Source organism: Stenotrophomonas sp. 1337 (assembly GCF_031455455.1).
In the GTDB taxonomy this organism is placed as follows: Bacteria; Pseudomonadota; Gammaproteobacteria; order Xanthomonadales; family Xanthomonadaceae; genus Stenotrophomonas; species Stenotrophomonas indicatrix.
The window spans coordinates 1-13,046 of the sequence record NZ_JAVDSR010000002.1 but is presented as its reverse complement, the minus strand read 5'-3'; the positions used below and the strand labels follow the sequence as shown (position 1 = coordinate 13,046).

The following is a 13,046-nucleotide window of genomic DNA, read 5'->3' as shown; positions in this document are numbered from 1 at the left end:
GACCCGAGCACCGCATGGCCATTTCCAAGCACACTCCCGCCCTGTTCAACGAAGGCCTGCCGGACCCGCGCCTGCAGCAGTTCCGCATGCGCCGCCTGCAGGTGCACAACTGGGGCACCTTCAACGGCCTGACCGAAGTGCCGATCGCCGAGCGCGGCTTCCTGTTCGTCGGCCGCTCCGGTTCGGGCAAGTCGACCCTGCTCGATGCCATGTCCGCCCTGCTGACGCCGCCGGCCATCGTCGACTTCAACGCCGCAGCGCGTGAAGCCGAACGCAGCGGCCGCGACCGCAACCTGGTGTCCTACGTGCGCGGCGCGTGGGCCGACCAGCAGGACAGTGGCACCGGTGAAATCGCCACCCAGTACCTGCGCAAGGGCGCGACCTGGACCGCGCTGGTGCTGGAGTACCGCGCCGGCGATGGCCGCGTGGTCAGCTTGGTACGCCTGCTCTGGATCGCCGGCAGCAGCACCTCCGCCGGTGACGTGCGCAAGCACTACATGATCGCCGAGCGTCCGTTCGACATCGCCAAGGATCTGGGCGGCTTCGATCTGGACCTGCGCAAGCTCAAGCAGAAGTTGGCCGACGTCCATCACTTCGACACGTTCTCCGGCTATGCCGAACGCTTCCGCCACCTGCTCGGCATCGACAACGAGATGGCGCTGCGGCTGCTGCACAAGACGCAGTCGGCGAAGAACCTGGGTGACCTGAACGTCTTCCTGCGCGACTTCATGCTCGACACGCCGAAGACCTTCGACGCTGCCGAACGACTGGTCAGCGATTTCGCCGAACTCGATGGCGCGCACCAGGCCGTGGTCACCGCGCGGCGCCAGGTCGAAACCCTGCAGCCGGCGCGCGAGCACTATGGCGATCTGCAGGCGATGAGTCGCCGTCGCGGCAACGACGAAGCGCTCAAGCTCGGCATCGACAGCTTCCGCGAAAGCCGCCGCCAGTTGCTGATCGAAGCACGCCTGCGCGAGATGGACACGCGCGATCGTGGCCTGCTGGGCGAAGAAGCGCAGCGTCGAGCGGCGCTGGACAACCACACCGAACGACTGGCCGAGCTGGAACTGCAGCGCCGCCAGCAGGGTGGTGAGCGCATCGAGGAACTGGAACGCGAGCAGGGCCGCGCCGAAGCCGAACGTGATCGCCGCCTGGCCAAGCAGGCGCAGGCGCGTGACGCCGCACAGAAGCTGCAGGCCGCGCTGCCCGAGGATGCACATGGCTTCGCCGAGCTGGTCGAGCAGGCGCAGTCCGAACTGGAAGACCGTCAGCGTGCGTCGAGCGCCCTGGATGACGCCATCAGCGAACGGTTGGGCGGCAAGCGCGACGACGAGCGGCGCTTCTCCGAAGTGCGTGGCGAACTGGAGGCGATGCAGCGCACACCCTCCAGCATTCCTGCGCCGATGCAGAAGCTGCGCGCACGCCTGGCCGAAGAAACCGGCATCTCCGAAGCGGCCCTGCCGTTCGTCGGCGAACTGATCCAGGTCCGCTCGGAAGAGCAGAGCTGGCAGGGCGCGATCGAGCGCGTGCTCGGTGGTTTCGCGCAATCGCTGCTGGTCGATGACAAGCACTACAACGACGTCGCCGAGTGGGTGAACCGCACCCACCTGGGGATGCGCTTCACCTACTACCGCGTGCGTCGCAATGATGATGCGTTCGCCCGCGAACCGTCCGCCAAGTCGCTGCTGCACAAGCTGGAACTGCGCGATCACGTGTTCGAAAGCTGGCTGCGTCGCGAGCTGGGCAAGCGCTTCGACTACGAATGCGTGGACGCCAAGCAGCTGCGCAACGTCGACCGCGGCATCACCCGCGAAGGCCAGGTCAAGCATCCGGGCGATCGCTTCGAGAAGGACGACCGCAGTGCGGTCAATGATCGCCGCCGCTGGCTGCTGGGCTTCAGCAACCGCGACAAGCTGGCCGTCTTCGAGAAGGAAGCCCAGGAGCTGGCCGCCCGTATCGCCAGCTGCGATACCGACATCGCGCGCCTGCGCAGCCAGCGTGACCGCGACAACGAACGTCGCCTGGCCTGCCACCAGCTGGTGGGCATCAGCTGGAACGAAATCGACGTCGCCGCGCCGCAGCAGCGCCTGGCCGACATCGAGGCCAGCCTGCACGCCCTGCGCGAAGGCAATGCCGACCTGGCCAGGATCGCCCAGCAGATCGACGCCACCCGCGCCGATATCGAGCAGGCCCGCCGCACTTACGAAGACACCCGCGTCGAGCGCGGCCAGCTGGTGCGCGAACGCGACCGCCTGGACCGTGCCCGCCAGCAGAGCCGTGCACTGGTCCTGCCAGCGCTGGCCGAAGACCAGGAAGCCGGCCTGGCCGAGCGCCTGCAGGAGCAGGGCCCGCTCAGCCTGGAAACGCTGGAAGCGCACATGCGCCAGGTCAGCAACGCGCTGAACGAACAGCTCTCGTCTTCGCAGCAGGACGTCAACCGCATCGAGAACCTGCTGCTGGGATGCTTCCGTCGCTTCATCCAGCAGTGGCCGGAAGAATCGGGCGACTTCACCGTGTCGGTGGCCTCGGCCGAGGATTTCCTGGCTCGCCTCGAACGCCTTGAACGCGATGGCCTGCCGCAGCACGAAGAACGCTTCTTCGACCTGCTGCAGAACCAGAGCAAGAACAACCTGCTCGCGCTGCAGCGTCACAGCGCCGAGGCCCGCAAGTCGATCGGCCAGCGCCTGGACGAAGTCAACGCCAGCCTGGAGCAGGTGCCCTTCAACCGTGGCACCCTGCTGACCATCGAGCTGAACGACCGGCGCTTGCCGGAAGTGCAGGAGTTCCACCAGCAGCTGCGCGAGGTGTTGTCGCAGCAGCAGACCGAGCAGCGCGACCTGGCGGAAACGCAGTTCACCGTCCTGCGCCAGCTGGTCAACCGCCTCGGCTCGCAGGAAGGCGAAGACAAGCGCTGGCGCGAAGTGGTGTTGGACGTACGCCTGCACGTGGAGTTCATCGGCGTGGAGCTGGATGTGGAAACGCGCCAGCAGGTCGAGATCTACCGCAGCGGCGCCGGCAAATCCGGTGGCCAGCGGCAGAAGCTGGCCACCACCTGCCTGGCGGCGGCGCTGCGCTACCAGCTCGGCGGCGCTGACAGCCAGCTGCCCAGCTACGCCGCAGTCGTGCTCGACGAAGCCTTCGACAAGGCCGACAACGAGTTCACCGCGCTGGCGATGAACATCTTCGACAACTTCGGTTTCCAGATGGTGGTGGCCACCCCGCTGAAATCGGTGATGACGCTGGAACCGTTCATCGGTGGCGCCTGCTTCGTCGAGATCAGTGGCCGCCACGATTCGGGCGTGCTGCTCATCGAGTACGACGAAGAAGGCAAGCGCCTGAAGCTGCCGGAGCGCAGCCGCCAGCAGGCCGACGAACCGGAAGAAGCCGAGGCCTGACCGCTTCGGCCCGCACTGGTAGCGCTGTGCCAACCAAGGTTGGCACCTACCGGGTCATGAACCCCGATAGTGGTAGTGCCGGCCGCTGGCCGGCAACCGCATTCACGCACTACGGAACGTATCCCACGCCATCCGCGCGATCAGCACCACCACCAGGCCCACGAACAGTTTGCGGATGAACGGCGTGCCGCCCTTCAGCGCCAACCGCGTGCCCACCACCGAACCGATGATGTTGGCCGCCGCCATCGGCAGCGCGAACAGCCACAGGATGTTGCCGGTCGGTACGAAGAACGAGATCGCCGCCACGTTCGTCGCCAGGTTCACCACCTTCGACGCGGCCGACGCACGCAGGAAGTCCAGCCCGAAGAAACGCACGAACAGGAAGATCAGGAAGCTGCCGGTGCCGGGCCCGAAGAAGCCATCGTAGAAGCCGATCGCCGCACCGATCGCCAGCGCGATCACCAGCTCGCGGCGGCCGATGTCCTGCGGCCGGTGCAGCGCACCGAAGTCCTTCTTCCACAGCGTGTAGGCCAGCATCGCCACCAGCAGCACCAGCACCAGCGGCCGCACTGCGTCCTTGGGCAACAGGCTGACCGCCGTAGCGCCCAGGAAGGAGAACACGAAGGCCGTACCGGCGGCGAACAGCACCGGCTTCCACGGGAAGCGCACGTTGCGCGCATAGCGCCATGCCGCTGCGCCGGTGCCGAACATCGAGCTGAACTTGTTGGTGCCAAACAGCATCGCCGGGGTCTGCTGCGGCAGTACCGTGAACAGGCCGGGCAGCTGCACCAGTCCGCCGCCGCCCACGGCCGCATCGACCAGGCCGGCAATGAAGGCGATCACCACCAGCCACCACAACTCAGGAGGAATCAGTTCCAGCACGGCGATCGATCGAAGTGGGGGCGCGACAGCATACGCCTGTCACATTGCCGCCGCCCACGCGACAATACCCGCATGAGCCGAACCGCCCCCGATCCCTGTCCCTGTGGCCTGGCCGCCGACTACGCCGCCTGCTGCGGGCGCTTCCATGCCGGCGACGCCGCGCCGGATGCCGAGCGCCTGATGCGCTCGCGTTACAGCGCCTATGTGCGCCACCTGCCGGACTACCTGCGTGCCACCTGGCACCCGGACACCCGTCCGGCAGAACTGTCGCTCGATGATGCCCCCGGCCAGCGTACCCAATGGCTGGGCCTGACCGTGCAGGACCACCAGGTGACCGGCAGCGACAGCGCCGAGGTCCGCTTCACCGCCCGCTACCGCGTCGGTGGCGGCAGCGCGGTGAAAATGACCGAGCACAGCCGCTTCCTGCGGGTCGAGGGTCGCTGGTACTACCTCGACGCCGTCTGAGCCTGGCTGCCGCGCACGGCCAGCACGCGCTGGCCGCCATGTGCGCACACGCGGTTGCGGCCTTCCTCCTTGGCCGCATACAGCGCCTGGTCGGCCGCTTTGACCACCCCGGCAGGGCGCCGATCGACCCGGCTGTCGGCCAGGCCGATGCTGACGGTTACCTGCACCACCGCACCGCCACCGCCGCGCCCGCGCTGCTGCTGGCCGAGCGTATCGTCGCGGGTGCGCGTGCTGCGGTCGCGCAGTTGCATGCGGCTCTGCTCGATGCCCTGTCGCAGCGCCTCCACCGCATCCACGCAGGCCGATGCCGGGCGGTCGAGGAAAACCACGGCGAATTCCTCGCCGCCATAACGGAACGCACGGCCGCCGTCGCCCACCCGCGACAGCCGTGAGGCCACCAGTTTCAGCACGTCATCGCCGGTGTCGTGGCCGTGGGTGTCGTTGAATTTCTTGAAATGATCCACGTCGATCATCGCGATGCTGTAAGTGCCGGTGGCGCGCTTGAGGGTCTCGTTGAACGCACGGCGACCGGGCAGGCCGGTCAGCTCGTCGCCGAAGGCCATGTGGAAGGACTCCTGCAGGGTCGCGCCCAGCATCAGCAGCAGTGCCGCTACGCTCAGCGCCGGCAGCAGTGCCGGCTGCAGGAAGATCCGCGGCAGCATCCACCACAGGCACAGCAGGGCCAGCAGCATCGCCGTATGCAGCGGCCGCGGCTGGCGCCACGCCTGCCATGCCAGCGCAGCGGTGGCCAGCAGGAACAGCACGGCAGGCAGCTGCGCCAGCGCGTTCCAGTCGCTCGGTATCCAGGGGAAGTGCCGGTTCGACAGCAGGTCGTGCATGCCCTGTGGCTGTTGTGCGGCAAGCAGGATGAAGATCGCCACCGCAACACCACTGGTCGTGGCCCTCAGCAGCAGGTCCTGGCGGCGGCGGCCACGTTCGGGCCACAACGCATGGACGGCGAACAGCAACGGCAGCCAGGTCGAGATCGCGTGGAAGCGCAGTGGCGTCAACGCCGTCACCCGGCCCTCGCGCAGGTAATGCCCAAGGTCCTGGTGCAGCACCGCGAAGGCCAGCGCCACCAGCAGCAACAGGCACAGCGTGCGCACCTGGTTGTACAGCAGCGCCAGCCCTGCACCCAGGCAGGCCAGCAACCACGGCAGGATGCGTTGCCCGGCGCGGCCGACATCATCGCTTTCCAGGCTCGCCCACAGCACCAGCGCGACCAGCACGGCGGGCAGCACGAACAGATAGTGCACAGGCTGTCGAAGCGGATGATGGGACACACGGAATTCCAGCGCGGTCACGACGCGGCCGCAGCACTGCCGTTAGCGGCGCAACGGTGCCCTTCTTGAATGCGCGCGCCCTGATGTGAACACCGCGGCACCGGGCCATGACATTGCGCTCACCGGCAGCGGTCGAAGCTGGTCGCATGGACAGCGTACCCGCCGCCGTCGCTGCCCCGCAGCGTGACCTCGCCCGCCACTTCACCCATGTGCGGGGGCGCAGCGTGCAGCTGGCCGCACCCCTCAGCCCGGAAGACGCCCTGCTGCAGAGCATGGCCGATGCCAGCCCGGCCAAGTGGCATCTGGCCCACACCACCTGGTTCTTCGAACGCTTCGTGCTGGCCAGCCAGCCCGGCTACGCACCCTGGGATCCGGCTTGGGACTATCTGTTCAACAGTTACTACAAGAGTCTCGGCCCCGCTCACGCACGGCCTCAGCGCGGGTTGCTGTCGCGGCCCTCGCTGCAGCAGGTCCACGCCTACCGCCAGCATGTGGATGAGCAGGTGCTGGCAGGACTGCGCGATGGCGATCTCGGCAGCGACGCCCTGCAGCACCTGCAGCTCGGGTTGCAGCACGAACAACAGCACCAGGAGCTGCTGCTCACCGACATCAAGCATGCCTTCTGGTGCAATCCGCTGCAGCCGCCGTACCGCGAAGACCTGCCCATCGCCGTCAGCGCCCTCGGCACGCAGGGTTGGGTCGAACAGGGCGAACGCATCGTCAGCATCGGTGCGTCCGCCTGGCCGCAGCACACGGCCTTCGCCTATGACAATGAATCGCCCGTGCATCGCGTGCTGCTTCCCGCGCATGCCATCGCCGAACGCCCGCTCAGCAACGCCGAGTACCGCGCCTTCATCGACGCTGGCGGCTACCGCGATCCGCGCTGGTGGCTGAGCGAAGGCTGGGCGCTGCGCGAGGCCGAGCAGTGGCAGCATCCGCTGTACTGGGATGACGACCTGCTGCGCGAGTTCACCCTCGGCGGCTGGCGCGAGCTCGATCCGCATGCGCCGGTCTGTCACCTCAGCTACTACGAAGCCGATGCCTGCGCCCGCTGGGCCGGTGCCCGCCTGCCCACCGAATTCGAATGGGAAGCGGCCGCCGCCACGCAGCCGGTCGAAGGCCACTTCGCCGATGACGACCATCTGCACCCGATGGCAGGGCAGGGCGATGGACTGCGCCAGTTGTTCGGCAACGTGTGGGAATGGACCAGCAGCGCCTATGGCGCCTATCCCGGCTTCCGTCCCTTCGCCGGCAACCTCGGCGAATACAACGGCAAATTCATGTGTGGCCAGTGGGTCCTGCGCGGTGGCAGCTGCGCCACGCCGCGCGGCCATGTACGGGCCAGCTACCGCAACTTCTTCATGCCACCGGCGCGTTGGCAGTTCTCAGGCCTGCGCCTGGCAAGGGATCTTTCATGAGTACCGTCCAGGATGCGCTGCAGGCGCTGACCGACCTTACCCCCGGCCGCCAGCAGATCCTTGCCGACGCCGTGGCGGGGTTGTCGCACGCCTCACGGCAGCTGCCTTCCAAGTACTTCTACGACGCACGCGGCTCGCGCTTGTTCGAGCAGATCACCCACACCCGCGAGTACTACCCCACACGCACCGAGCTGGCCCTGCTGGACCGGGTGTTGCCGGAGATCGCGCAGGCGGTGGGGCCGCGCGTGCATGTGGTCGAACTGGGCAGCGGCAGCGGCCGCAAGACCGCGCGCCTGCTGGCTGCCCTGCAGGACCCGGTGGCCTACACACCCATCGAGATCTCGCGCGCGGCGTTGCTGTCCAGCATCGACCATCTGGCCCCGGCGCTGCCGGACGTGGAAATGCTGCCGGTGTGTGCCGACTTCACCCGCCCTGTGCAGGTCCCCGCGCCAGAGCGGCCTGCCGCGCGCCGGCTGCTGTTCTTCCCGGGCTCCACGCTGGGCAACTTCGCCGATGAGGATGCGATCGCGCTGCTGCGCGCAATGCGTCAGACCATGGGCAAGCACGGCCTGGCCCTGGTCGGCATCGATCTGCACAAGGACCCGGCACTGATCGAAGCCGCCTACAACGACGCCGACGGTGTCACCGCCGCCTTCACCCTGAACCTGCTGGCGCGTCTCAACCGCGAGGTCGGCAGCGATTTCGATCTCGACGGCTTCCGTCACCGGGCCCGTTACAGCACCGCGCGCCTGCGCATCGAAACCGATCTGGTCAGCCAGCGCGAGCAGGACGTGCATCTCGACGGCCGCACCTTCCACTTCAGCGCTGGCGAACCGATCCGCGTGGAGTACAGCCACAAGTACACCGATGCCAGCTTCGGCCACCTGCTGCAGCAGGCAGCGCTGGAGGTGGCGGCATCCTGGAACGCGGACGATCCCGCCTATGGCCTGCGCCTCCTGCGCCCCTCACCCTAGGCACAGGTGGTACCGGCCGCTGGCCGGCAATCTGGACCAACCTTGCTCTCCCTCCGCGTTACCATGGCTGCAGCACCGGCAACACGGAGGACGCCATGCCCATTCTGACCACGCTCGGCCTGGCCGCCGCGCTTGCCATGCCAGCGGCCGCGCCGCCGGCAGCAGCGGCAACCGCTGATCCCGCGTTCGCCCGCTGCATGGCGGGCCTGCAGGCGACGGCTGCCAGCCAGGGCATTGCCGCTGACCGCTTCAATGCGATCACCGCCGGACTGCAGCCCGACCCTACTGTGCTGCCGCTGCTCGATGCGCAGCCGGAGTTCACCACGCCGATCTGGGACTACCTGGCCGCACTGGTCGATCGCCAGCGCGTGGACGACGGTCGCGCCATGCTGCAGCAGCACCGTGACCTGCTTCAGCGCGTATCGGCGCAGTACGGCGTCGATCCAGTCACCATCGTCGCCGTATGGGGTGTAGAGAGCGACTACGGCCGCGTGTTCGGCAAACGCCCACTGCTGCAGTCGCTGGCCACGCTGTCCTGTGCCGGCCGCCGGCAGCCCTTCTTCCGCGGCGAACTGCTGGCGCTGATCAAGCTCATCGACCAGGGCGACCTGCAGGCGCAGGGCCTGACCGGTTCCTGGGCCGGTGCCTTCGGCCACACCCAGTTCATGCCCAGCACTTACGCACGCATTGCCGTCGATGGTGATGGCGATGGCCGCCGCGATCTGGTCGGCAGCATTCCCGATGCATTGGCTTCCACCGCCAACTATCTGAAGCGTGCCGGCTGGCGAACCGGCGAACCCTGGGGCATGGAAGTCCGTGTCCCCGCCGGTTTCAACGCCAGCCAGGCGGGACGCACCCAGCGCCGGTCACTGGCCGACTGGCGCGCACTGGGCGTGACCGGCCTGGACGGTAGCGCGCTGGCACCGTCCGGCCTGCCCGCCGACGCCCGCGCCGCGCTGCTGCTGCCGTCCGGGACAAAAGGCCCGGCGCTGCTGGTGTTCCGCAATTACGACGCGATCTACAGTTACAACGCGGCCGAGAGCTATGCGCTGGCCATCGCCACCCTGGCCGACCGCCTGCGTGGCAGCAACGGCCTGGTCACCGCCTGGCCAACCGATGACCCTGGCCTTGGCCGCGACGAGCGCCGCCAGCTGCAGACCCTGCTGCTCGCGCGCGGCCATGACATCGGCGCCGCCGATGGCATGATCGGTACCGCCAGTCGTCGTGCCATCCAGGTCGAGCAGCGTCGGCTCGGGTGGGCCGACGCCGACGGTCGCGCCGGCCAGCGCATCCTGCGCGCGCTGCAGGCACAACCGCAGGCACAACCGCAGGCACAGGCGCCAGCCGCGCCGACCCGCTTCAGCCTTCCCAACAACTACAGTGCCGTGCAGTCGCCGGCCATCCGGAGTCGATCCAGCGTGCAACAGATCCAGGGTGTCAGCAGTGGCCAGTTCCAGGGACTCGACGCCTGGCTGGTGGAAACTCCCCAGGCCACCGCCGCGATCAGCGTGTTCGGCGGCCAACTCCTCTCGTTCGTGCCCAAGGGCCAGCCCGATCTGATGTGGCTCTCGCCCAAGCGTGCCGCGCTGCCCACGCCGATCCGTGGCGGCAGCCCGGTGTGCTGGCCCTACTTCGGCCGCCAGGGGCAGGGCGACGACGTGCCCGCCCACGGTTTCGTGCGCACCTTGCCCTGGGAACTGCAGCAGGCGCGCCGGCTCGACGATGGCAGCATCGAGCTGACCCTGGCCCCGCCGGCGTTGGACAACCTCGGCCTGCGCCTGACCATGACCGTCCGTGTCGGCCGTGAACTGCGCCAGCAGCTGGTCACCGAGAACACCGGCAAGGCTCCAGCCACCATCACCCAGGCGCTGCACAACTACTTCCGTGTCGGTGACGCCAGCAAGGTCGATGTCGACGGCGTCGACGGCCTGGACTACCTCGACAAGTTCGAGAACTACGCCCAGCCGCGCCGCCAGCAGGGCCCCTGGTCGCTGCGCGATCCGCGTGACCCGGGCCGCAGCGACCGCATCTACACCCAGGCCGGCGGACACTATGTGCTGCGCGACCCGGTGCTCAAGCGCCGCATCGACCTCCGTACCGAAGGCAGCCGCTCGCTGGTGGCATGGAACCCTGGCGCCGAAGGTGCCGCCAGGATGGCCGATGTCGGTGACGGCTGGCGCGACTATGTCTGCCTGGAAGCGGCCAACGCCGGGCCCGATGTGGTCACCGTGGCACCGGGCGGGCGTCATGTTCTGCTTCAGATCCTGTCCAGCGCGCCGCTATAGCGGGCTTCCCCTTTGGCACGGATGGCCAGCATGAGCACCCTCGATCCGCAGACCTCGCCCGGTAGCGAGAACCCCTATCTGGCGCCCGGCGCTGACGCCGATGTAGGCACTGCACTGGAAGATGCCGACTACCTGACGCTGGTGGTCGGGCCCAATGCCGCCGCCTACCGACGTTTCTGGCATGTGGACAGTGCACTGCCGAAGCCTCCGCGCCGCTGGAACTGGCCCGCCTTCCTGTTCGGCACCCTGTGGATGGTGCATCGCCGGATGTACCTGGCCGCCATCGGCTTCTACCTGGTCACCACGCTGCTGCCGATCCTGATGCTGCTGGCCGACGCGGGCATACCGCAGATCGCCTTTGGCATGCTGCTCCCGCGTATCGCCCTGGCCATCTTCGCCAACGCCCTGTACCTGCGCCATTGCAGCCGTCTGCTGGCGAGGGTGCAGGCGACCCACGCCGGCCAGCCGAACCGCATCCGCGCCGAGCTGCTTCGCCGTGGTGGCACCCGCGCCTCGGCCGTGGTGGTCTGCCTGGGCCTGATCTACGCGCTGCGTTACATCACCCAGGGCCTCCTGCAGACCTATCACTGAGCCGGCGAACGCGGCCGCAGCACCCACAGGCAGATCGTTCCGGCGACCAGGCCCCAGAACGCAGAACCGACACCGGCCAGCGTCATGCCCGAGGCGGTCACCAGGAAAGTGACCAGCGCGGCCTCGCGGTCGCGCTCCACTGCCAATGCGCTGGCCAGGCTGTTGCCGATGGTGCCGAACAGGGCGATGCCGGCCACACAGGCCACCAGTTCCTTGGGAAAGGCAGCGAACAGGGCCGCTACAGTGGCCCCGAACAGGCCGATGACGATATAGAAGGCGCCGGCCGCCATCGCCGCCGTGTAGCGCCGTGCCGGGTCTTCGTGGGCATCACGGCCCATGCAGATCGCCGCGGTGATGGCGGCCAGGTTCAATGCGTAGGCACCGAAGGGCGCCAGCAGCGTGTTGACCACGCCGATCCAGCCGATCACCGGTGACACCGGCGCGTCGTAGCCGGAGGCGCGCATCACCGCCACACCGGGAATGTTCTGCGACGCCATGGTGACCACGAACAGGGGCAGGGCGATGCCGACCATCGCCGTCCACGACAGCGAGGGAGTGACCCATTGCGGTGCCGCCAGTTGCAGGTGCACCTGCTGTGCATGCAGCAGCCCCTGGCTGGCAGCGATGGCGATGCCGACCAGCAGGGTGGCGATCACCGCATAGCGGGGGAACAGGCGGCGGCCCAGCAGCCACGTAGCGAACATGGCCAATGCCAGCACGCGCTGGGTGTTCATCGCCACGAACACGTCCAGCCCGAAGCGCAGCAGTACACCGGCCAGCATGCCGGCGGCCAGGGCCATGGGCACGCGTTTCATCAGCCGGGCGAACACTCCCGAGAAGCCGGCGAGCATGCCCAGCACTGCCGCAAGCAGGAACGCACCGGTGGCCTCGGGCAGAGAGGCGCCACCCGCACCGACGACCAGCATCGCCGCCCCAGGCGTCGACCATGCGGTGACCACCGGCACCCGGTAGCGCAGTGACAGGCCGATGCAGGTCACGCCCATGCCCAGCCCCAGCGCCCACATCCACGAGGCGATGTGGGCCTGGTCGGCACCCACGGCCTGCGCGGCCTGGAACACGATCACCGCCGAGCTGGCGAAGCCGACCAGCACGGTGATGAAGCCGGCGACGATCGCCGGCATCGAAAGATCGCGCCACCATCCCTGTCGTACCGTCGTGTCCATCGTCTTCCTTCCTGTATGCATCCCACTATAGATAGCGCCTGCGGCGTTGACCGCGCAACGCGCGGGCAACGCCGCCGTGATCGTTGCACGCCCGTTGTGCATGCAGCAGCCGATGCGTTGTCATGCTCCTGAAAAAAATGTGTTGACGAATTCTGCAGGATCTCTAGAATTCGCTCCCTTGCTGCAGCGCGGCGACTTCTTCGGAAGCCGGCAACGCGAAGAGCAACGCCACCACCGCCGGACGAGATCATCGAACGAAGGTGTTGACGGACTCGAAAAGTCCGGCATAATAGGCGGCTCGCAACGACGAAAGGCCCTCGGGCCCAACGACGAAGCAGCATCGGCAACAACGTCCACTTCGGTGAGGCGGCCTTGAAAAAAGGTGTTGACGAAGCGGAAAAGCCGGCTATAATGGGCGGCTCGCTACGAAGGAAACTTCGCAGCACACGGGAACGGCGCTGAGGCCACTTCCCAGGATCTTTGAAAGTATGCGCAGGTATCTTGTGAAGGCGCCTGCAGGAAGGATGATTGTCCATCTTGCAGACGTTTGATCAAGCAACTATTAATTG

The 13,046-nt window shown here is 67.6% G+C and carries 9 protein-coding genes; 6 read left to right on the top strand and 3 right to left on the bottom strand.

Annotated elements, in window-relative coordinates:
* Positions 1 to 14: 14 nt before the first annotated feature.
* Complete coding sequence (locus J2X70_RS04000) at positions 15 to 3,395, top strand: ATP-binding protein (RefSeq protein WP_309909083.1); 3,381 nt, start codon at positions 15 to 17, stop codon at positions 3,393 to 3,395.
* A gap of 102 nt (positions 3,396 to 3,497) precedes the next feature.
* On the opposite strand, the gene J2X70_RS03995 is transcribed toward J2X70_RS04000, so the two are convergent.
* Positions 3,498 to 4,277, bottom strand: a complete 780-nt coding sequence (locus J2X70_RS03995; protein ID WP_025875666.1) for a TSUP family transporter — start codon at positions 4,275 to 4,277, stop codon at positions 3,498 to 3,500.
* A 72-nt stretch (positions 4,278 to 4,349) separates the two neighbouring features.
* Here J2X70_RS03995 and J2X70_RS03990 point away from each other — a divergent pair, with 72 nt between their 5' ends.
* Positions 4,350 to 4,742 (top strand): YchJ family metal-binding protein, encoded by a 393-nt coding sequence (locus tag J2X70_RS03990; protein ID WP_032978546.1) that lies wholly within the window; start codon positions 4,350 to 4,352, stop codon positions 4,740 to 4,742.
* Here the strand turns inward: J2X70_RS03990 and J2X70_RS03985 are convergent.
* Positions 4,724 to 6,025 carry a GGDEF domain-containing protein gene (locus tag J2X70_RS03985; RefSeq protein ID WP_105165065.1) on the bottom strand — a complete coding sequence of 434 codons (1,302 nt, stop codon included), beginning with the start codon at positions 6,023 to 6,025 and terminating at the stop codon, positions 4,724 to 4,726. The two genes, J2X70_RS03990 and J2X70_RS03985, sit on opposite strands and share 19 nt — an antisense overlap.
* Before the next feature lie 146 nt (positions 6,026 to 6,171).
* Between J2X70_RS03985 and egtB the strand changes: the two genes are divergently transcribed.
* From egtB to J2X70_RS03965, 4 genes are all read left to right on the top strand, one after another.
* Positions 6,172 to 7,443, top strand: a complete 1,272-nt coding sequence (gene egtB, locus J2X70_RS03980; protein WP_309909079.1) for an ergothioneine biosynthesis protein EgtB — start codon at positions 6,172 to 6,174, stop codon at positions 7,441 to 7,443.
* Positions 7,440 to 8,417, top strand: a complete 978-nt coding sequence (gene egtD / locus J2X70_RS03975) for an L-histidine N(alpha)-methyltransferase (RefSeq protein WP_223483094.1) — start codon at positions 7,440 to 7,442, stop codon at positions 8,415 to 8,417. Before egtB ends, egtD begins: the two co-directional genes overlap by 4 nt.
* A 137-nt stretch (positions 8,418 to 8,554) precedes the next feature.
* On the top strand, positions 8,555 to 10,702 hold the full coding sequence (locus tag J2X70_RS03970; protein WP_223483188.1) for a lytic murein transglycosylase: 2,148 nt from the start codon (positions 8,555 to 8,557) through the stop codon (positions 10,700 to 10,702).
* A gap of 30 nt (positions 10,703 to 10,732) precedes the next feature.
* A complete protein-coding gene (locus J2X70_RS03965; protein ID WP_025875676.1) occupies positions 10,733 to 11,293 on the top strand; it encodes a DUF2628 domain-containing protein in 561 nt (186 codons plus the stop codon).
* Here the strand turns inward: J2X70_RS03965 and J2X70_RS03960 are convergent.
* The gene (locus J2X70_RS03960) at positions 11,287 to 12,477 is read right to left on the bottom strand and encodes a benzoate/H(+) symporter BenE family transporter (RefSeq protein ID WP_223483093.1); all 1,191 of its coding nucleotides are present in this window, start codon (positions 12,475 to 12,477) and stop codon (positions 11,287 to 11,289) included. The genes J2X70_RS03965 and J2X70_RS03960 overlap by 7 nt on opposite strands.
* Positions 12,478 to 13,046: the final 569 nt, after the last annotated feature.